Source organism: Paenibacillus sp. V4I5 (assembly GCF_030817255.1).
Taxonomy (GTDB): Bacteria; Bacillota; Bacilli; order Paenibacillales; family NBRC-103111; genus Paenibacillus_E.
Genome location: NZ_JAUSZB010000002.1, coordinates 1193255 through 1213403 on the forward strand (window position 1 = coordinate 1193255; position 20149 = coordinate 1213403).

Annotated in this window: 20 protein-coding genes; 6 read left to right on the forward strand and 14 right to left on the reverse strand. The window is 45.4% G+C overall.

The features are described 5' to 3' along the window. Nucleotides 1-92: 92 nt before the first annotated feature. Nucleotides 93-1394, forward strand: a complete 1302-nt coding sequence (locus tag QFZ78_RS07595; protein ID WP_307546407.1) for an AAA family ATPase — start codon at nt 93-95, stop codon at nt 1392-1394. Between the two features lie 12 nt (nt 1395-1406). Further along, nucleotides 1407-3116: a hypothetical protein gene (locus tag QFZ78_RS07600; protein WP_307546408.1), complete on the forward strand. Its 1710-nt coding sequence runs from the start codon at nt 1407-1409 to the stop codon at nt 3114-3116. Between the two features lie 400 nt (nt 3117-3516). Here the strand turns inward: QFZ78_RS07600 and QFZ78_RS07605 are convergent, their stop codons facing one another. The 4 genes from QFZ78_RS07605 to QFZ78_RS07620 form a co-directional block, all read right to left on the reverse strand. Then, nucleotides 3517-4053 carry an MOSC domain-containing protein gene (locus QFZ78_RS07605; protein WP_307555543.1) on the reverse strand — a complete coding sequence of 179 codons (537 nt, stop codon included), beginning with the start codon at nt 4051-4053 and terminating at the stop codon, nt 3517-3519. A 45-nt stretch (nt 4054-4098) separates the two neighbouring features. After that, nucleotides 4099-4788, reverse strand: a complete 690-nt coding sequence (locus QFZ78_RS07610) for a PIG-L deacetylase family protein (protein WP_307546409.1) — start codon at nt 4786-4788, stop codon at nt 4099-4101. A 19-nt stretch (nt 4789-4807) separates the two neighbouring features. After that, nucleotides 4808-5173, reverse strand: coding sequence for a His/Gly/Thr/Pro-type tRNA ligase C-terminal domain-containing protein (locus tag QFZ78_RS07615; RefSeq protein WP_307546410.1), 366 nt, complete (start codon nt 5171-5173; stop codon nt 4808-4810). A 258-nt stretch (nt 5174-5431) separates the two neighbouring features. Further along, nucleotides 5432-5911: a glutathione peroxidase gene (locus QFZ78_RS07620; protein WP_307546411.1), complete on the reverse strand. Its 480-nt coding sequence runs from the start codon at nt 5909-5911 to the stop codon at nt 5432-5434. A gap of 175 nt (nt 5912-6086) precedes the next feature. Between QFZ78_RS07620 and QFZ78_RS07625 the strand changes: the two genes are divergently transcribed. Further along, nucleotides 6087-8249 (forward strand): HelD family protein, encoded by a 2163-nt coding sequence (locus tag QFZ78_RS07625; protein WP_307546412.1) that lies wholly within the window; start codon nt 6087-6089, stop codon nt 8247-8249. An 88-nt stretch (nt 8250-8337) separates the two neighbouring features. On the opposite strand, the gene QFZ78_RS07630 is transcribed toward QFZ78_RS07625, so the two are convergent. The 3 genes from QFZ78_RS07630 to QFZ78_RS07640 form a co-directional block, all read right to left on the reverse strand. After that, nucleotides 8338-9180 carry a DegV family protein gene (locus QFZ78_RS07630; RefSeq protein WP_307546413.1) on the reverse strand — a complete coding sequence of 281 codons (843 nt, stop codon included), beginning with the start codon at nt 9178-9180 and terminating at the stop codon, nt 8338-8340. A gap of 16 nt (nt 9181-9196) precedes the next feature. Continuing rightward, on the reverse strand, nt 9197-10045 hold the full coding sequence (locus QFZ78_RS07635; protein WP_307546414.1) for a DegV family protein: 849 nt from the start codon (nt 10043-10045) through the stop codon (nt 9197-9199). A gap of 120 nt (nt 10046-10165) precedes the next feature. Beyond that, complete coding sequence (locus QFZ78_RS07640) at nt 10166-10936, reverse strand: SDR family NAD(P)-dependent oxidoreductase (protein WP_307546415.1); 771 nt, start codon at nt 10934-10936, stop codon at nt 10166-10168. Nucleotides 10937-10995: 59 nt separating this feature from the next. Between QFZ78_RS07640 and trhA the strand changes: the two genes are divergently transcribed. After that, nucleotides 10996-11628, forward strand: coding sequence for a PAQR family membrane homeostasis protein TrhA (trhA, locus tag QFZ78_RS07645; RefSeq protein WP_307546416.1), 633 nt, complete (start codon nt 10996-10998; stop codon nt 11626-11628). Here the strand turns inward: trhA and QFZ78_RS07650 are convergent, their stop codons facing one another. Beyond that, nucleotides 11629-12282 carry a GDSL-type esterase/lipase family protein gene (locus QFZ78_RS07650; protein ID WP_307546417.1) on the reverse strand — a complete coding sequence of 218 codons (654 nt, stop codon included), beginning with the start codon at nt 12280-12282 and terminating at the stop codon, nt 11629-11631. It lies immediately after the preceding gene. A 93-nt stretch (nt 12283-12375) separates the two neighbouring features. Beyond that, entirely contained in the window at nt 12376-12660 is a 285-nt protein-coding gene (locus QFZ78_RS07655; protein WP_307546418.1) for a hypothetical protein, read from the reverse strand. Between the two features lie 167 nt (nt 12661-12827). Here QFZ78_RS07655 and QFZ78_RS07660 point away from each other — a divergent pair, with 167 nt between their 5' ends. Further along, the gene (locus QFZ78_RS07660; protein WP_307546419.1) at nt 12828-13994 is read left to right on the forward strand and encodes a M20 family metallopeptidase; all 1167 of its coding nucleotides are present in this window, start codon (nt 12828-12830) and stop codon (nt 13992-13994) included. A 90-nt stretch (nt 13995-14084) separates the two neighbouring features. Here QFZ78_RS07660 and QFZ78_RS07665 read toward each other — a convergent pair whose 3' ends face one another. The 3 genes from QFZ78_RS07665 to ytxJ form a co-directional block, all read right to left on the reverse strand. Next, nucleotides 14085-15380, reverse strand: coding sequence for an MFS transporter (locus QFZ78_RS07665; protein ID WP_307546420.1), 1296 nt, complete (start codon nt 15378-15380; stop codon nt 14085-14087). A gap of 71 nt (nt 15381-15451) precedes the next feature. Then, on the reverse strand, nt 15452-16333 hold the full coding sequence (locus QFZ78_RS07670; RefSeq protein ID WP_307546421.1) for a DMT family transporter: 882 nt from the start codon (nt 16331-16333) through the stop codon (nt 15452-15454). 199 nt (nt 16334-16532) lie between these two features. After that, nucleotides 16533-16874 carry a bacillithiol system redox-active protein YtxJ gene (gene ytxJ / locus QFZ78_RS07675; protein ID WP_307546422.1) on the reverse strand — a complete coding sequence of 114 codons (342 nt, stop codon included), beginning with the start codon at nt 16872-16874 and terminating at the stop codon, nt 16533-16535. Between the two features lie 139 nt (nt 16875-17013). Here ytxJ and QFZ78_RS07680 point away from each other — a divergent pair, with 139 nt between their 5' ends. Next, complete coding sequence (locus QFZ78_RS07680; RefSeq protein ID WP_307546423.1) at nt 17014-17883, forward strand: metallophosphoesterase; 870 nt, start codon at nt 17014-17016, stop codon at nt 17881-17883. 31 nt (nt 17884-17914) lie between these two features. Here the strand turns inward: QFZ78_RS07680 and QFZ78_RS07685 are convergent, their stop codons facing one another. Then, a complete protein-coding gene (locus QFZ78_RS07685) occupies nt 17915-19513 on the reverse strand; it encodes a PucR family transcriptional regulator (RefSeq protein WP_307546424.1) in 1599 nt (532 codons plus the stop codon). 216 nt (nt 19514-19729) lie between these two features. Beyond that, a complete protein-coding gene (locus QFZ78_RS07690; protein WP_307546425.1) occupies nt 19730-20146 on the reverse strand; it encodes a PaaI family thioesterase in 417 nt (138 codons plus the stop codon). Nucleotides 20147-20149: the final 3 nt, after the last annotated feature.

Below are 20149 nucleotides of genomic sequence, written 5' to 3' on the forward strand. Positions count from 1 at the left end.
TACAGGTCTTATTGTAGCATATTCGATGTTTACCTGGCAGTTTGATACAATATAAACATACGAGCTTTGATTACGCCAAGGGGGACAACAATGTGAAAGAACCCATTGTCATACAGAACAAATTAAGAGAAGCTATGGGTCATCTCGAAAAACGGTTCATGGAACGGGAAGAGCTCATTCGTGTCTTACTGCTCGCTATCATGAGCGGCGAACATGTCTTATTGGTTGGACCTCCCGGTTCAGCCAAATCTCAATTAGCACGCGCCGCTGCCGAACTATTCGGTAACGAACCTTATTACGATTACTTATTGACCCGATTCACAACACCCGACGAACTATTCGGGCCTGTCTCCTTACAAAAGCTTAAAAATGATGAATATGTAAGGCTTACTGACGGCTATTTACCAAGCGCTCGCTTCGCTTTCCTCGACGAAATATTCAAAGCGAACAGCGCCATACTTAATACGCTCCTTTCTGTCTTGAATGAACGCGTCTTCTTCAATGGACGGCAGAAGCAGCAGTCTCCCCTTATATTTTTAATGGCAGCATCGAATGAGTTACCCGAAGATAACGAACAATTAGCAGCGCTGTACGATCGTTTCCTGTTCCGATTTGAAGTCGAGTATGTCAAGCAAATATCCAGCTTTGAACTCATGTTTCAAGCACCAACAACACCTCTCCCAATCCTTTTATCAACGGAAATGGTGAAGCAATTAAAATCACAAGCGGCCGAAGTGCAATTGCCGGATTCGCTGATTTACATGCTTTTTCAGTTAAAGACAGCACTCCAAGAGAAAGAATATGTGCTTTCAGATCGACGCTACCACAAGATTGGCCATTCGTGGAAGATTTCAGCAGCTATCCATGGGCGCAGCGCTGTCAATGTGTGGGATACCGTACTAACCCCTCATATGCTGTGGGATTTCCCTGAAGATTTAGTAGAGCTCAAAGCCATCTTTGACACCTTATTCCAGGACATGCTCAAACGAGAAATGGAACAAGAACTCCCGCTGCTTCAATATAACTTGACGGTTAAGAAATGGTTGGAGAAAGAAGATGAATTACATGCCTTCCAATTCAAAAAAGAAATCGGCGGCGCTTTAAACAAGGATACTGCCGAGCGATTGAAAGCGACTTTGGAAGATTGCCGAATGGAGCTGGAAGAAACAGCCAGAAGCCTACGCGGCAGACTTGTTTCCTGGCAGGAGAAAGAAAAGAAACTTCCGGAATGGATTGCATCCCAATCTATCTTTCTGCAGCATCCTGAGCAGTATGCCGTTAAATTCACGCACCTGCGGATTCAAGTTGAGCGCATTTTACAATCCATCCAAGGCTTATATCGCACACTGTTTGACCGGGAAATCCCGGGAATCATATACGACTATACGTTATAAGAGGTTACCTATATGATCATACGCTGCACTCGGGTTGACAGGTATGTGTTCGAGGGCTACGTACACTCCTCGCGCGTCGCACAAGAATGGATGCGCGAGGCCGTAAGGCAAGCCCCTTGGTTTACGCTGGAGCTCTTTGCTGATTTTTTCATGTGCTTTTATTTAACGAAGCCTGAGGTGGACGGCACTGTAGAGGAAACCCCCTTCCACCGCTGGATGGTCTTAACACTGCGTAAGCAGTACTTCTATGTGTCCATTCACCCTCGTACAATCGGGCAAGTGAATGCCTCTTTCAAAACCGCACTCAAGGCGCTGATGTGGCTTACTGAGTCTTATGAGAAAGAAGTCAAACGCAGACAAAAGGAACAGCAAATGAGCGGCTTCGGCTTCGAGAAGAAGCAGCAAATGAGCGGACAAGAGGAAAAGAGCGTCAGTGAGCGTCTCACCGAGAAGCAAATCGAGAAGCTTAGGCTCGTTGGCTACACGCTGCAGCAAGGGAAGCGCGCCGTCGAAGACAAGCAGGAAGCCGTCGATTCGCGGCCGCTCATCGCGGAGGAGATACGTGCGCTGAAGCAGCGCATCGCGGAGCTGCAAAGCGAGATGCGCACCGAGTTCATGAAGCGCGATAAGCTGAAGGCGAAGCTGCGCAAGGCGGAAGAGGAACTCGAGCGCCGCCAGCGGCAGCTGGACCGCATGAGCGCGCGCGACCTCGCGGCCATGAAGGAGATCGAGACCGAGCTGGGTGACTGGCTCGGTCAGGCTTTAAAGGAGACGCTGTCCCTCGAAGAGGCGGACAGCTTCAATGTGTACGAGCTCGTGCAAGCTAGTCAACGGCTCGCGAACCGGCGCTGGGGCAGCGAGTTGGGGAAATTACGGCGGCAGACGTTCGAGCACTACGTGCAGTGGATTGAGAAACTGAAGCGCAGCAAGGATCTGGTGTCTTTCCTGCAGGAGGTGGGACGGAACATCCATCACCTTCGGGTGCAGCGTAAGAAGCTGCGCTCGCCTTACATGCCGGAAGCCTACGACGATTTACGCCAGTCTGGCGACATCGCACATTTGCTTCCGAGCGAAGCCAGCCTGCTCGCTGACGAAGATTTCGAGCCTTATTTTCTCGTTAAATGGATGGAAAATAAGCTCATGACCTATAACTACACCGGCTCTGTTGAAGAGCCGCAGAAAGGTCCTGTTATCTGCATGCTCGATACCTCCCACTCCATGCGGGGCAGCAAGCTGCGGCTTGCGCAGCTGTTTACGGCGACCTTCGCCTCCTTCTCCCTCCTCGAACGGCGGGACTTCGTCCTGCTCCTGTTCGGGGCGAAGGGCGAGCTCATCGAGCATGTTCTGTCCTATAAGCGGCCGGATTGGGACCGCTTCTATGGGCTGGCTCAGCTCGCTTTCGGTGGCGGCACGAACTTCGATGCGCCGCTGAGTAGAGGCATGGACATCGTACAGCACGAGCGGCAGTTTCACGATGCCGACTTCGTGATGGTCACCGATGGTGTCGGCCAAATCTCCAAAGCAACGCTGCAGAAGCTTGGCACTCTTGGTCAGAAGAAGCAGCTGCGACTGCATTCGCTCATTATCGGCTCAGCGCGCCAACATCTTGTTCAGAAATACGAAATTGTCGGCGTTTCTCACCAAGTTAGATTCGCTACAGCATGGGATGTTCAAGATCCTGTGAAGGATGAACTTCTGCTGGATGTGTTTGCAAAGCGATAGTGACAGCTTCAAAATAGCGTAAAAGCCTTCAATCCCACTTGGGAATTGAAGGCTTTTTTTTATAGAACCACCACGTTTGTCGTTTACTATGTATTCAAGCTCTCATAAGTTCTTTAATTGTTTTTAGAGATACACCCGTTTGGTGGTAAACCTCAATAAGTGTGGCACGCGGATGAGCCCGAACGAAATCCTTCACTTTGTGCGACTCATTCAAATGAAGCTGGGAGCAAGATTTGCAACGTTTTTCAAATTTCGAAATATAGACTTGTCCGCATGTTTCACAGTTGAAAAGTGACATTTCTCCACACCTTCCTGATCCATTTCTCTATGATAAAGCTCTCTAATTTAGATTTCGAGAGGAGGCGCACACTTCTGGGGGTACCTCGTAAAATAAATGCAACTAAATTTGAATCTCGACCATGTCACCTGTTTTTATTTCACCTGGGCGTTCCACGTAAGCGACAATCCCTCTGCTTTGCCCTGCATGTTTGATAAATTGTTGAGTTAGGCTTCTGTCTCCGTAATAATTGGCAATCTGCTTACCAGGACCTGCACAGGGCTCATTCTCACCTTCGCACACAAGTCCGCCTCCACTTGGCAGGATCATTCGGATTCCCATAGGAAGCTTGGTTAATTCAGGAGCACCGCTCACAACAATATTGGCACCTAACCATTCAGGTTTAATAGTTTCCACACCCAGTCGCTGAGCAATGCCTTGCAGTTCCTCAACAGATACAATACTGAGTTGACGACGATTCATAATCTCTTGGCCTCTCTTATACATGGGCTGCCGCGAGTCTGCTTTGGCGAATAACCCGAAGTGGCGATCGCCTTCAATGCCCCCAAAACTTAGTTCGACACCGTCGATTACTCTCGTTACAAATGTTGAAGCGTCATCCGCGATAAGCACAGCTTCAATCTTAGCCATAATTGCCATGAAGTCGTTCACCTGCCTTGTCCCCTATTATACCACTTCATATCCCTATTCTTCCAGTTCCTTCGTTAGGTCCTGCTCTGGCCACATTGTTCCATCCTGCCAACCAAGCACAAAAGCTTCCCATCTACGATTTTCCGGAAAAATATTAAGGTCACCGAAGTATTTGGCAATAGCCACATACTGGGTTGCATGAGCCCGCAAGGCTGCTGCCTTGATTGGCCAACCAGCCTCTGTATCTACTTCTATCGAAGGCTTATGACCTTTGGCTCTTAAGGAAGCCGCTGCTGCATAATATAACTTGCGTACACTTGGACATTTCCCGCTCCATACAGCCGCTGTTGTCGCTTTGGAAATGGCGATATGATCGGGGTGACCATTGCCCCCATCTTCCGGAAATGTGAATAGAACCTCGACCTCATACCGCTGAATAAAAGCAATAACACCTTCAACAAGAGCATTGAAATCAATCTCTGCGAGCTGACCATCCGGATGGCCCAGGTGCTCCACGTGTGACAAGCCCAGCACTTTGGCGGCTTCATCCATCTCTTTCTCTCGCAGCTTAGCCAGTTTTGATCTATTGGTTGCCCGCTCTAACCCTTGCCTACCCGCTTCCCCTCGTGTTGCCAACAATAAAACAGGGTTTTTCCCTTGTTCGGCAAGCTGGTGAATAATGCACGCACTAAGAAACGTCTCATCATCCGGATGTGCATAAATAAATCCATATCGGTGCTTCATCTCTTCACTCCACTCTGTATTAGGTAAAAGCTGCTGGCGGATAAATCTTTTCGATGCAATAAATGGCTTGATCTATCGGCATCACTTTCTCGTGCAGATCTAGCATATCCATTAACTTTACTTGGTCATTCGAGCTGTCTGTCAAGCCTATACAGATGATAAAGCGAATTCCAAACTTTGTCGCAGCAGTTAGCTGCCTATCCACATCCAACTTCTCATCAACCATCATAATACCTATACCAGCTAGTTTTAGCTCATTTGTCATTCGACATGCAGCTTCAGAAGCTTTGGGAGCAAGAAGGATTACCATCGTTTGCTGTTCTAACTGCTTTCCATACGAATCTTCTGAACTCCAACCTACATTTGATCCTTCCACGTTTCGCATACCATCCACCCTTCCCTTTCTTAACGAGATAAAAAAACGCGCCGGACCTATGGTCCTGCGCGAATTGCTATCCCGCAGGGAGGCCAACGCGAAATGCGTTAGCCCACCCTGATATGTACAGGTGTGTGCTAACGCCTATAAAAATAATGAATTTGTACGAACCAAGCTGTATTCTTCATATGATTCGTCTCCTTCAACCTAATGAATATTTTGATTATAGCGAGCCGCTGTCGTAGATGCAACAGCTTTTTTATCTATCTATGCTAGAATTGCTTCGATATCCGGAGCGATAGTCGCTGGATCGGTACTAGCGCTATATTGCTTAACAACAATACCGCTTGCATCAACTAAGAATTTCACGAAATTCCATTCGATTTCTCCTGTACGATACGGTTCAGGTGTATGGTTTAACAAGTAAGTATATAAAGGATGAGCATTTTCACCCTTCACATCGATTTTATCAAATAACGGGAATGTCACTTGGTAGTTGAGTTCGCAAAAGCTTTGGATATCTTCATTCGTGCCTGGTTCTTGACCGCCAAACTGATTACAAGGGAATCCCAGAACAACCAATCCTGTATCTTGATACTGCTCATATAAGCTTTGGAGCCCTTTATAATGCGGTGTAAGCCCACATGCACTTGCTGTATTTACAATAAGCAGCACTTTTCCTTTATATTCGGAAAGTGACTTCGTTTCGCCTGAGATCGTTTGAACCTCAATATTATAGATGGACATAGCTCCGCACTCCTTCAAATTATAATAAGTTCCTGTCCATTATAACATTCTTTCTTAGGTGAGCCCAAATCACAAGCTTGACAGTTTAGCTTCCCATATACTGACAGGTGTGATATATTGTTTACCTGTTTATTTCATAAAATAGACAACATCTGATCTTAGGAGGTAACTGATCTTGGACACAAAGACTCAAAGTGCCTATCAAGAAGAATTACAACAACTTGAGCAAACGAATGCGGAGATTGACAAACAGCTTGAGCGACTTAGGTCGACTCCTGTTTATTACGGTCCGGATTTAACAGAACAAGCGTTGGAGGCAGCACGTGAGAATGGCCGACACAATTTAGCTAAAGCCGTTGATGAACCGTATTTCGGCCGCCTTGACTTCCAAGAGACTGGATCGGCTTCCGCCCTTCCCCTTTATATTGGTAAATCAGGCGTCGAGGATGAGCGAACAGGCCAATTACTTGTCATTGACTGGCGGGCACCAGTAGCTAGCCTTTTCTATTCATTTACGGGTGGGCTGGACGCTGCTTCTTATGATTCACCAGACGGTCTTATCGATGGCCTCGTATATCTCAAGCGTAACCTCGTCGTCCGTAAACAAATTCTCCAACGTGTCGTTGATACTTATGACCGTAATGAAGACTCTATGGTTGTCGGTGATGAATTCTTACTCTACCGACTTGGCGAAAATAAAGACAATAAGCTGCGCGACATTGTATCTACAATCCAAGCTGAGCAAGACCGCATTATCCGCGCAGCGAAGAATACAGTACTGATTATCCAAGGGGTCGCAGGAAGCGGTAAAACGACTGTCGCCTTGCATCGACTTGCTTTCTTACTCTATCAATACCGCGAACATGTTCGTGCAGAGCGGATGATCATTTTTGCACCCAACTCCATGTTCCTCGACTACATCTCTGGTGTACTGCCTGAACTTGGAGTCGGAAATATCCAGCAAAGCACTTTCACTGATTGGGCACTTGATGTGCTGGATCAAGAAGTGAAGCTAGCAGATCAAGCACTAGTTCTTCAAACCTGGTTCTCGCTTGGCAGTAAAAGACCTCCGGTAGATGATCAAGCGCCGGGAAGATTTAAAGGGTCCATTGCTTTTAAACAATACCTAGATCACTGTCTGACAAGGTTCGAAGAGTCTTATGTACCTACTTCGGATTTCATCCCGTGGGAGGGTATTAAGCTTCCAATTGCATCCATTCGCGAATGGTTTTTCGTAGAGAACAAGCACTATCCGCTTGTCAAAAGGCGCGAGCGCGTCATTGCTCGGATCAAACGCTGGATGGAAATTCAGCTCGACAAGATTTGGGAGCAAAGTCGCAAGAAAGAGCTGAAAAAGAAAGCTTCGCAGCGCTTGCGCACGTATCTGACAGGATGGCCCGATCACTCGGCATTCAGCTTCTACAAAATGCTCTTCGCGGACAAAGGTCGTCCGGACAGCTTGCCCATTGACCTACTCAACCAAATACCAGAACCTATTGTCACCGCTTCGCTGAAGCTTTTCAAGAAAAAAGAAGTGCAGCTCGAGGATCTCGCTCCACTCCTTTATATTCATACACGCCTTTTCGGCATTCCCTCTGACCGGTTATTCGACCATGTCGTAATCGATGAGGCGCAGGACTTTTCACCTTTCCAAGTGGCTGTCCTTGATTCTTACACACGAAACAGCTCGTTTACGATACTTGGTGATTTATCACAGGGAATTCACGCATATCAAGGCATCACAAACTGGAAGGAATTTTCCAGCTTGTTCCAGACTGACGAAACCGGTTATTTCGAGCTGGAACGCAGTTATCGTTCCACTATGGAAATCATCCTGTTTGCCAATCAGGTCTTGAAACGAGGCGTCGAGAATCCGCTCCTTGCTGTACCTGTGTTCCGCAGCGGCAACAAAGTCCGAGTACTACAGACGGACATCAAAGGCCGATTGCCGCTGCTGCAGCGTGCCATCATAACCTTGAAGCAAGGAAGCTCGAGTACAATCGCTGTTGTTGCCCGTACGGAGAAGCAAGCACAGGAGCTGCATGATGCGTTGACTGAAGCTGGCATCGAAACGAATCTCATAACTTCCAAGCAGCGGGTTTACCGCGGTGGCATCTCGGTCCTTCCCGTCTTTTTGACCAAAGGACTTGAATTTGATGCCGTTCTACTCATGGATGTTACTGCCGGGCATTACGAAGCAACATTCATGGATGCCAAACTATTGTATGTTGGCTGTACACGCGCCCTTCATGAATTATGGCTAATGGCTCCAGGAGAGCTGTCCCCTCTGGTCTCAACGGAAGATACAGAGATTGTGGAAACCCATTATCCCGGATAGTTTCAAGCAATACAGTTTCCAACTATGAAAAAAGACACCTGTTCACCGATCCTAAGGATCGAGTAACTAGGTGTCTTTTCTCACGTTTTTAGTAAGCGATCAGTACGCCGCCTTCACCAGCATAGGTACCAATCACCGTGCCCATGTTAGCGAACAGCACTTTGCGGAACGGATATTTCTCAAGTAGTTGGTTCAAGACTTCACGCGCTCTATCCTCACAATTACTATGTGCGATGGCAATCACATCTTTATCGAAATCGTGGTGAGTTTCGCCCACTTTGGAAATTAATCGTTTCAAGGCTTGCTGGGTGCCGCGGATTTTCTCTATCACTTCCACGGCACCTTCTTCACTGGCTTTCATCAGAAGCTTAATATTCAATACAGACGCAACAGCTCCCCGCACTCGGTCGAGCCTGCCACCTTTTATTACATTTTCAAGCGTGTCTAAAAAGAAGTAAGTGCCTGAAATCTTTACAGCTTGCCCTATCACTTCTACAATTTGTTCAAAAGGCACATTCGCTTCCGCCAGTTTGGCAGCCTTATAGACGAGAACGCCAAGTCCAAGTGAAGTTGTTTTTGAATCAATCACCTCGATACGACCTGCATAACCTTCTTCAAGTAGCATCTCTTTCGCCATGACTGCATGATGGTAGGTACTGCTAAGAGCCGATGAAAGACTGATCACTAGAATATCTTGATCTACCTGGGCTTTCTGATACTCAGCGAGGAATAGCTGCGGAGCCGGACTTGACGTCTTCGGCAGGACGCTCTCCTTTTTCATTCTCGCATAAAAATCAGCTAGCTCCATGTCAGGTGGCATGCATTCCTCTCCAAAATGTACGGATAAGGGAACAATCGCAATTCCTATCTCGTCTACGATCATTTTGGGAAGGTCGCAACTGCTATCTGTGATAATCTTGATTGTCGTCATGGTGTCCACTCATTTCTTATTTTTTGGCGAAAACAATACCTACTGTATGCGGTCCGCAATGGCTGGCAACAACGCAGCCCGTTTCAGTTATATAAACATGTTTCACATTCGTTTGTTGTTCAATTTGTTGTTTGATGTAAGCGGCTTCTTCTGCTGCTGAAGAGTGAGTGATAAACAAAAATTCCGTGTCCATGTCATCCTTTTGCGCTAAAGCATTATCCAGAAGCTGATGGAGGGCTTTTTCCCGTTTACCTCGTACCTTATCCGTCGATGTCATAGCTCCGTCAATAACTTTAACGATCGGTCTAATTTTCAACAGACTCCCTATAAAATGCTGAACACTTGAACATCTTCCGCCTTTATGTAAATATTCTAATGTGTCAATGATGAATTCAACTTCCATTCGGGTAATTAAAGGTTCAATCAATGATTTTATTTCAGCGCTGCTCCGGCCATTCATTGCCGCTTGCGCGGCTCTCAAAACTAGTAAACCTATTCCTGTTGATAGATTTCTAGAATCAATGATTGTTATCCTACCATCTGGAAAACTCGCAGCAGCAATGGTCGCATTTTGAATCGTAGATGAGAGCTCAGAGGAAAGACCAATGAAGACAATGTCTTCTCCTCTTTGAATAATGGGTTCAAACGCTCTCTCGAAATCAATAGGGGATGGAGCGGCGGTCTTGGGCAACTTGCCGGTTTGGTCAACTAATTCATAGAGTCTATCAGGTTTTATCGTAATGCCATCTTTGTAGGAATTGTCCTCAAAAATAACATAAAGAGGCACTACCTCAATTTGAAAGCGTCGATAAAGCTCTTCGCTTAAGTCACTTGTGCTATCTGTACATATACGGACCCGGGACATATCGGTTATACCACCTTATCTATGCTATCTATCTTGAACCCGCAACAACTCTATTAAGTTTGTGTAAATTATAATTGAACTAGACGAAAAGCTCAATCCTACAAAATTAAGCAGCTCCAATTAGAAACCGTAAATGGTCATACCGCCATCAACGAACAGGGTCTGGCCTGTCACATAATTCGCCGCATCCGAAGCGAAAAATACAGTGGGTCCTACCAACTCCTCAAGCTCACCCACGCGCCCTAGAGGTGTACGCGCAATAATTTCGGCCAGGTAATCTGGATTAGCAAGGATTTTCTCTGTCAAAGGCGTTTTGAAATACCACGGTCCAATACTATTCACATTGATCCCATATTTACCCCATTCAAGTGCTAGCACCTTCGTCATTTGGATCATCGCAGCTTTGGTAGCAGCGTATACAACACCTGTTCGAAGGGCAACCTGTCCTGCAACAGAAGCGATATTGATAATTCTTCCATATTCCTTTTGCTGCATATGACGACCTACAATTTGTGAGCACAAGAAAGCAGATTTAAGATTCGTCTGCATGATTGTGTCCCATTCTTCATCTGTAACAGCCAGCGCTTGACTGCGAATATTCATGCCAGCATTGTTCACTAGAATATCCAGCCGACCCGTTTGCTCAATGATTTGTTGAACAGCTTCCTCGATCTGTTCTCTATTCGTGACATCAACCGTAAATGGATACGCCTTTCGTCCCAAGGCACGAATTTCATGAGCGACTTCCTCAATATCACTTGCTGTACGTGCGAAAAGAGCTACATCAGCCCCCGCCTCAGCAAGGCCTATCGCTAGCGCTTTACCAATGCCTCTTCCTGCTCCTGTGACTAAGGCAATTTTATTAATTAATTGAAATGAAGGTAAATACATCTTTTCATCGTCCAATCTATAAAATAATAGAATATTTAAGAGCGAAAGAAGGTTTATCTATGGACTATTCCATTAGGGAAGAGAAAGCCAATGCCATCAGCCACGGCGTAGGCGTGTTGTTAAGCATCGTAGCGCTTGTCCTGCTCATCGTGCAGGCTTCCTTACTTGGCACTGTTTGGCACATTGTCAGCTTCAGCATTTTTGGTGCAGCATTAGTCATCCTGTATACCTGTTCCACGCTGCTTCACAGTGTGAGCCATCCGCGATTGAAGGATGTGTTTGAGCTTCTCGATCATTCCGCCATTTATTTGTTAATTGCAGGCAGCTATACACCTTATTTACTCGTTACATTGCGAGGGCCTTTGGGTTGGACCTTCTTGGGTGTGATTTGGGGCTTAGCGCTTGCCGGGATCGTCTTGAAGGTTTTCTACGTAAAACGATTCATCTTGGTATCAACCCTTTGTTATATCCTCATGGGTTGGCTGATTGTTTTCGCCTTTAAGCCACTGTACATGAACCTCCCGTTAGGCGGTATCGTGTGGCTCGTCGTAGGCGGACTCTTCTATACGTTTGGTTCCATCTTTTATGTATGGCGGCGCATCCCTTATCACCATGCCATATGGCACGTTTTTGTTCTCGCTGGTAGCGCCTGTCATTTCTTTTCTATCTTCGGATATGTCATATCTGCTTAATTATTGGATCAATTGCTGAAGGTGATGGAGGGAAACCGCATTCTCCACTTGACGCGCGAGTTCTTCATAACCAATTTCATTGGGGTGGATGGCGTCATCTGACAAATAACGGCTATCTTGCCCTACGAAAGCATCATACACTTGAACCACAAGAATATGCGGCTGCTCTAATTTGCGAAGAAATAAATTAAAGCGCTGTACCCAATATGCGGCATCCGGCACCTGCGGCAGAGGATTGTAGAGCCCGATTAAAACGATCAAGAAAGGCTCCCCAACCCCTTGCCGCAGCGCCTCAATTTCTCCGATCAGTTTCTTATAGTTGAATTCATACGTTTGAAGCGCAGATTTTAAGTAAGCAGGGTCTCCCTGATAAAAGAAAGGAATTGCTGCCTGTATTAAGTCATTGCCGCCAGCTGTAATGGTGATGAGATTCGCTTCTCTTATATCTCTTTGGATCTGCGGATCGGACTCAAGCGTTTGAAGCAATTGACTAGTCGTAGCACCATTCTTGCCTGCAGGCTTTAAATGAATAGGAACCTTCAGCAATTGCTCCAACTTTTGCTGATAGATAGATACGAATCCGTGACCTTCCGGAGCTCCAAAACCAACCGTTAGTGAATCTCCAAATGCCAAATAATTGATCGTCTTTTCCATTGTTATCCTCTCCCTAAAGCCTGACGTATAATACTATATGCGTCAGCGCCCAGTTTGGGAAGGGACACTATCACCAGTTCTTTCGTCGTTTTTTTAAACGGTTACATGCTGCTTAACATAATTTCCGATTTGTTCCTTTTCCGAAAATGTAAATTGGAATTCACAATCACAGCCCTCGTCGTGAAGGACAATTTGAACAATTTCTCCATCTAGATTACAGATGACGAGTATAGAAGGATCGATTAAATCCACCGGAAACTCCTCGCCAACCTCTTTATGCATACCTAAGAAAATGTCGCGCCATTGCCCTCTTATCTCTGATTCCGTGAAAGATAATGTAAATCGGTGTTCTTCGTGTTCGGCCCCATATTTCATCATGTGATAGTCCCCCCTAAATATTTCGCAAAAAATCTGGTTTCGTAATATTACATTTGTTAACTCATTTATGTTCATTAATTGTAACCCAGTAAGCTGTAAAGTGGTAGTTCGCCTTCCTTTATACTACAATGGAGCTAAGAACCATTCAACAAAGGAGTACTCCATTTATGAAAACAACCATTACACAAACCATTGATAACCATGCAGACAGATTCAAAGCCATATCCAGCTTTATTGGGGCAAACCCGGAGCTTGGGCATGAAGAATTTCAAGCTTCCGATCGCTTAACAGAGGAATTGGCCTATCATGGCTTCCACGTTGAACGCAGTGTATTAGATATTGCAACCTCTTTCATCGCTACCTATGATTCTGGTAAAGCTGGTCCTGTCGTGGCCTTCTTAGCTGAATATGATGCATTGCCCGAACTGGGTCACGCTTGCGGTCACCATCTCATCTGCATGATGAGCATTGGCGCAGCCATAGGCCTTAAGTCGGTCATCGATGAAACAGGCGGCAGTATCCGTGTATATGGAACACCTGCAGAGGAAACCAAGGGCGCCAAAGTGCCCATGGCCGCGGCTGGACTATTCAAAGATGTGGATGTTGCTCTGATGGCTCACCCGTACTATACATATGAGAAGTCAGGCGAGTCACTAGCTATGGACGCTATCCAGTACGAATTCTTTGGGCGTTCCGCTCATGCAGCTGCTCAACCCTATGAAGGCGTCAACGCACTTGATGCTGTTCTACAGCTGTTCAATTCCATAAATGCTCTGCGCCAACAAACCAAGTCTGATGCACGTATTCACGGCATCATTAGTGAAGGCGGCAAAGCTCCCAATATTATCCCTGACTATGCCGTCGCTCAGTTCTATGTCCGCTCAGCATCCCGCACTTATACGAATGAGCTCGTCCAGAAAGTACTTCACTGCGCTGAGGGTGCTGCCCTGCAAACTGGTTGCACATTGAAAACTTCCTTTTACGAGTATTCGTATGACGAACTTCGAACCAATGAGACATTATCAGCCATCTTCACTGATCAGTTGTTAGCGATGGGAATTGATCCGAAAGAGATCGAAGTCGGTAAGGATCACGGTTCCCTCGACCTCGGCAACGTGTCTACCCAATGTCCGACGATTCACCCTTTCGTTAAAGTGGTAGACGAGAGACATATGCTGCATACCAAGGAGTTCCGAGATCTCGCTCTGCAGGAACCCGCTCTTAATGCTATGATTTTCGCGGCAAAGCTGCTGTCTTTCACGGCATATGAAGTACTCACCAGCCCAGAGCTGTTAAGTAAAATCAAAGCGGAGTTTACTGCAGCGAAGAAATAATCCTCCCCATACGAAAGACCAGCCGCATGAAACAGAGCACTTGCTCCGTTAATGCGGCTGTTTCATTTGTGGCTTATTTGATTCCTTTGTTTACGCTGAAACGCTTGCAGAAGAAGCTTGGTGGCTAATCTCCGCTCTCACTTTACGCTCTTCTAATTGGGCTAGAATCGCATAGAACATGATCATGCCAACGAAGCCGCTAAGCGCGATAAGAGATGCCATCATCCACGAGGATATCAATCCGCCAAGCATGACACCGAAACCACCTAAAAGCATGGCTCCTTTATACACCATTCCGAATAATGCCATATAAGAGCTTCTTGCATGATCAGGTGCAATGTTACCCAGATAGGCCTGTTTAATCGGTACATACATGAGCTCCCCAACCGTTGCAATGAACATCGAGACGAGCAGCAGCCCAGGTTGATTGCTATAAGCCAGATAGCTATACCCCAATATGTAACAAGCGTACCCGATGAACAGTACTTTACTATCCGAGAACCTTCGCATCATAACCCCCATGAGGACAGAGAGTACAACGACAAGCACCGTATTTTCGGTGCGGATGAAGCCTAACATTTTCAACCCGTCAATACGCCAAGATTGTTCATTCCATGGGAAGAATGGGATATTCACCATCTCCCTTTCCAGCCTTACACCCACGTAATTACCAAGATGAAACTCAACAGATACAAGCAGCAGTGAAGCCAGTGTGAAGATCATGAAGGTCTTATCTCGCAGCACCATCCGATAATTGGCCCACATCGACGGACTTCCTTTTCGACCGCCTCCACTCTCTTTAGCGGCTTGTGGTTGATACATTTCATCAATAAAGAAATAAGTCACGATCAAAGTAACTAAGCCAATGACGGACAAGCCAATGAACAGCTCGAACAAGTAAGATTTGAATAGGAAAGCGCCTGCAAGTCCTGCAATGGCAAAAGATAAATTGTTCACCCAGTACATGATGGCATACATGAATTTCCGTACATCCGGAGCTGTTACATCGAGCAGCATGGCTTCATTAGCAGGACCATGAATTCCCCAGAACATACTTACAAAAATCATCAGAACAAAGGTCATCCCCGGAGATTCAAGCCAAGGCGAATTAGCCAGCGCCATTCCAATGAAACAGAGCATCCAACCTAATTCAGCAGTGAGCATCAGTTTTTTGCGCCCAATTCGATCTGCATAGTAGCCGCCTATTATCCCCGCGATAACACCAGCAAGAATGCCAAGAATGACGACTAGACCAGCACTCGTATCTCCTAATTTTCCAGAAAAATAAATCGACATGAAGGGAAGCACCATATTATTGGCGGTTCCTGATAAGAAGGAAAGCCCGATTCTTAGTTTGACATTACGATGAAAATCACGAAATCTCACGATATACCTCCGCGTATGCAAGCTTTTGACGACCGTTTTATTCACCTTTGTTCAATAAATAACGAAAAAAATTACTGCTTTTCATTACTGCGTAAAAACATGCCCACGCCAATTAACAGCAAACAACCGGCTAGCAGTTGAATGGTTGTGATCGTTTCTCCGAGCAAGAAGTAAGCTAATAAAGTGGCACCGAGCGGTTCCCCTAAGACAGTCATGGACACGGAAGAAGCCTTCATATATTTAAGCAGCCAATTAAACACATAATGACCAAATACCGTAGGAACAATCGCCAAAAGCAAGAATATCCCCCACTCTTTAGCTGGGTAAGCTATAAACGACACACCTGTGAACATGTTGCAGACGGCAAGCACTAGACCTGCGAACAAAAAGACGAAAAAACTGTAAACAAAAGCCGATATACGTTCTCTCAAGCTTTTGCCTAAGAGCATATGTAAGGCTACAGTAATCGTACCAACCAGAGATAACATATCCCCTTTAAGCGCTTTACCGGAAAATTGGAAATCTCCCCATCCGATACAAATAGCACCCACAATAGCTACGCACATAGCGATCAAGGCCGCTCTACTGGTCCGTTGTCCATAAAGAAGAAATGCTCCGAGCAGTACAAAGATTGGCTCTAATGTTAAAATAGCCGTCGAACTCGCTACTGTTGTAAAACGAAGGGAATCCATCCAAAATAAGAAATGCAAACCAAGCGCAACACCGGATATTACTGTTTTCAGCCAATCTCTCAGACGAATTCTAGCAATCTCTTTCCTATAATTCCACAGAAAAGGCAGCATCAAGGCATTCGTCATGAGTAGCCGGTACATCGCGATGACAGCAGCAGGCGCATCTGACCACCGAACAAAAATCGCTGAGAATGAGATGGCAATAATGCCGATCAAAAGAAATATAGAGATAGGTATTTTGGTTTTATTCATGGCATTCATGATGAGGAACTCCTTGAGAGGTTGATATCTTATAGTTGCCAAATAAGTATATAGGAGGAAGAACGGCTTGCCAATCTTTTTCAAACTTTGTTCAATTATTTGTAAAATGCATACAACATGTAAAACTTAAAAAACCCTTAGGTTACCTATATGATTATAGGCAGTAACCAAGGGCTTCTTTTTGCGTTAAGTTATAGGATTAATCTAAAACAGCTGTGATATGTTTGTTTGTTACGGACCAGTGAGATGTATTCCAGATGGATTCTTTATCTTTAAAATAAAGGATTTGTGGGGATGCGTGTTTGATTCCAAGATCCTCCGCAATTTGATTCGACACCGGACGTGATTCGATAACTTTCACTAAGAAATAATCCACATCCGCATTTGGTTTGTCGGATAAATACTCCTCATATTCATCAAGCGCGCTTGCACTTACCGGACATGTTGTACTGTGCTTAAGAACAACAGCGGGTTTCTCGGAGGAGCGATTCAGAACTTCCTGCCACTCTTCTACAGTTGTTAACTCTTTCCATGCTGACATATGAACATCTCCCTTCCTATCTAGTTAATAATGATTATAAAGTAAGCTACAACCATATGCAAATCACACAACTCGCACCCCCCCTATCTTACTGGTATAATAAATTGTAAATATTCCTATGGAAGAACAGGAGGAACATATGCAATCACCACCCCCGATCTCAAGACGTTCTTTTCTCAAGAAAGGTACTGTGCTTGCAGGCTCTTTCATCGCTTCCGGAGGTTTACTAGGCAGTTATGCTAGTTTCTTAGAACCCCAATGGGTCGAGATTACCAGAATAACTCTCCCTTTTGAACGACTCCCCAATGCCTTCCATGGTATTAAACTCTTACATTTCAGCGATATACATATTGGGCATCACTTTGACCTTCAGGATTTAGAACGTGTTGTGAAGCTTATTCAGAGAGAAAAAGCAGATATACTTAGTTTTACCGGCGATTTATTTGACGCCAAAATTACGGAAGATCCAGATTTAACCAGTCAGCTGTTGGGCAGCTTAGAGGCACCTTTGGGAAAATGGGCGGTACTTGGTAACCATGATAAGTGGATTGGGTACAACTACACGCTCCCGATCCTGCATAACGGAGGCTTTCAATCTCTCGTTAACGCTTTTCAGACGATCACCTATAAAGGACAAACCATTCAGATTGCAGGCGTTGAGGATATGTTGACGGGTAAGCCGGATATTACGAAAACCTTGCTCGGGGCCAATGCCCAAACATTTACCTTGCTGCTATCTCACTGCCCTGATTTCGCGGATAAGGTAACTGAACATGTCGTCGATTTGCAATTATCCGGCCACACACATGGCGGCCAGATAAGGTTACCGGGAGTTGGAGCTGTCATCACGCCACCGCGAGGTAGAAATTATGTCATGGGACTTAGTGAAGTGCCTAAATCGAAGATGCTTGTTTACACCAATCGCGGTATTGGAACAACAACACTCCCTTTTCGTCTTTTGTGCAGGCCGGAGATTACCGTAATTACTTTGGAAAAACGAAAACCCTGAGCGCCTAAAGCGTCTCAGGGTTTTATGTTTACTATCTAACGTGTAAAAATTGACGAAACAAGAAGACAGCCTTCAATTTTAATAAATCGTTCACTTTTTTGAAATCAACCTGTAAGAGATCACTAATCTTCTCCAAGCGGTACGTGACTGTATTCCTATGAATAAATAATTGCTTTGCCGCCTCGCTTACTTGACCATCATTACGAATGAACACCTCTAAAGTACGAATCATTTCTTGCGAGTACTCGGCATCTTTTTCGAGTAAAGGACGTAGAATTTTGGCACAGTAATCTTCCATCATGTTGGAAGACACGTTCTGGAAGAGATGCGCGAATTCGATGGTTTCATAATGAAGGACACGATCCGGCAGTCCAAGCTTGGACGCCATACGCTGCGTTTCCAAACATTCCATATAGGCTTCCCTTAATGCTGTTGGCTTTAATTTCATAGAGCTGGTGTAAAAAGCCATTTCACCGGCTTCTTCGATACATCCTGAATCACCTGCATACTTGGTCAGAAGCTGTGACAGCTCTTCCTCTGGAAACCCGTCTGTTTGATTCGTTGAATAGATCGAGAACATCATATCCTTGAACACAAAATGGTGCCCTGCCAGACTGCTTGATTTGGGATGTGATTCCATATATTGTTTTAGATTTTTGAACTTTCCTTGGGGCTGCTCTTCCACCAGTTTTTCCGGCTTATTTTTGCCAATCACACATTGATAAGCTCCGGTAAAGATCGATAATCCTCTAACTTCCGCTTGTTCAAGGAACTCCTCTAGTGAGGTTCCTTTTTCCAAGTAGCGCAAGAGATTGTTTTGTAAATCGCGCTGTGCGGATGCTTCAACATGCGATCGGAATGTATAACACATATGGAAAGTCAGGATATCTGCAGCTTGCTGGAATAAGCCTTCCTCCACGTTTGCGAGTAGAACCGCATCCGGTATAATCAACAAATGTCCAAGAGGCTCATCGTCTTGCTGATGCAGTCCTACACGATAAGCGCGTTCTTTACCTGCATACACCCAGCCTGATTTCCGTTTCCACGGCCAATTCTGGGATAGTTGATCGGGACTCCATGCGCTTGTGTTATATAAAATTTGTCCTCTAGCTCCTACTACCGCCATCGGATAACCAAGAATATCGCTTATTAATTGGAACATGGAAAGCATATTATCCTGTTTCAATCCGAATTGCATCAGCTTCTTCTGTTTCTCAAGAACAGATTGCAGCAGCTGTGTATTGCGACGGTATTCTGCGTTAAACAGAGCATTCATTTGATCAGAGAACGTGAATTGGAAGGGCATCTCGATAATCGGAAAGTGCAGCCGATCTGCTTCATCTGCAACAATCTGCGGCAGCTCCGACCAAAAACGCCCCAGCTTGATCCCTAACCCCGCAGCTCCGCGATCATTTAATTTGCGAAGTAAATTAACCGTTTCTTGCGGACTATCCTTCATCACGAAAGCCGTGGTGAAGAGCATCTCACCTGATTTCGTCCAATCCGCAATATCAGGAGCGTCCATCACATTGACTGATTTGACAATGCGGGAATCACCTTGCTTGCCTGCTACTAACTTCGCTTCCGTTAAAGGATATATGGATAATGCCTCACGAATGGTAAGATGCATTGTGCTTCCCCCTTAATGCCTTTTAAATGATTATAGGATGATCTTGCCATTTCAGTCAATGGATTTGTGTTAACTTATATGACATGTTTATGAATTTTATGAATGTTTTATGACTTATTGCGTTTTGTATGTAAGGTTATATGACATGGCTAGTGGAATCTAACCTTCACAACAAAGAGAGACATGCTTAGCACATGCCCCCCAATGAATCAACCCTCAAATCACTCGAAACGTTCCCGTTCCAATCGTCCCCAAATTACCTTCACGGTCAACAACACGACCTTGCGTAGTTATCATCTTACGGGATTGATGAACAAGCTCGGCCGTCACCAACAAGCGCCCCTCATAAAGCGGAGCTACGAAATGAACATTAAGATTCGTCGTTACAACCTTATCCTCCGGCCTCGCCATCATCACAACAATCCCCATCGCATTGTCCAGCAAGGAAGAAAGTACACCGCCATGTACGATCCCTATCGGGTTCAAGTGATGCGTTTTTGCTTCCAAAGCAATCGTGATGATGTTGTTCTTCATACTCACAAATTCACAGCCTAGAAAGCCCCAAAACGTTGGCTCCGCTGATGCTGCTAATTGCTGCAGTCTCTTATTCATTTGTTCGTTAGAATCATCCATAGG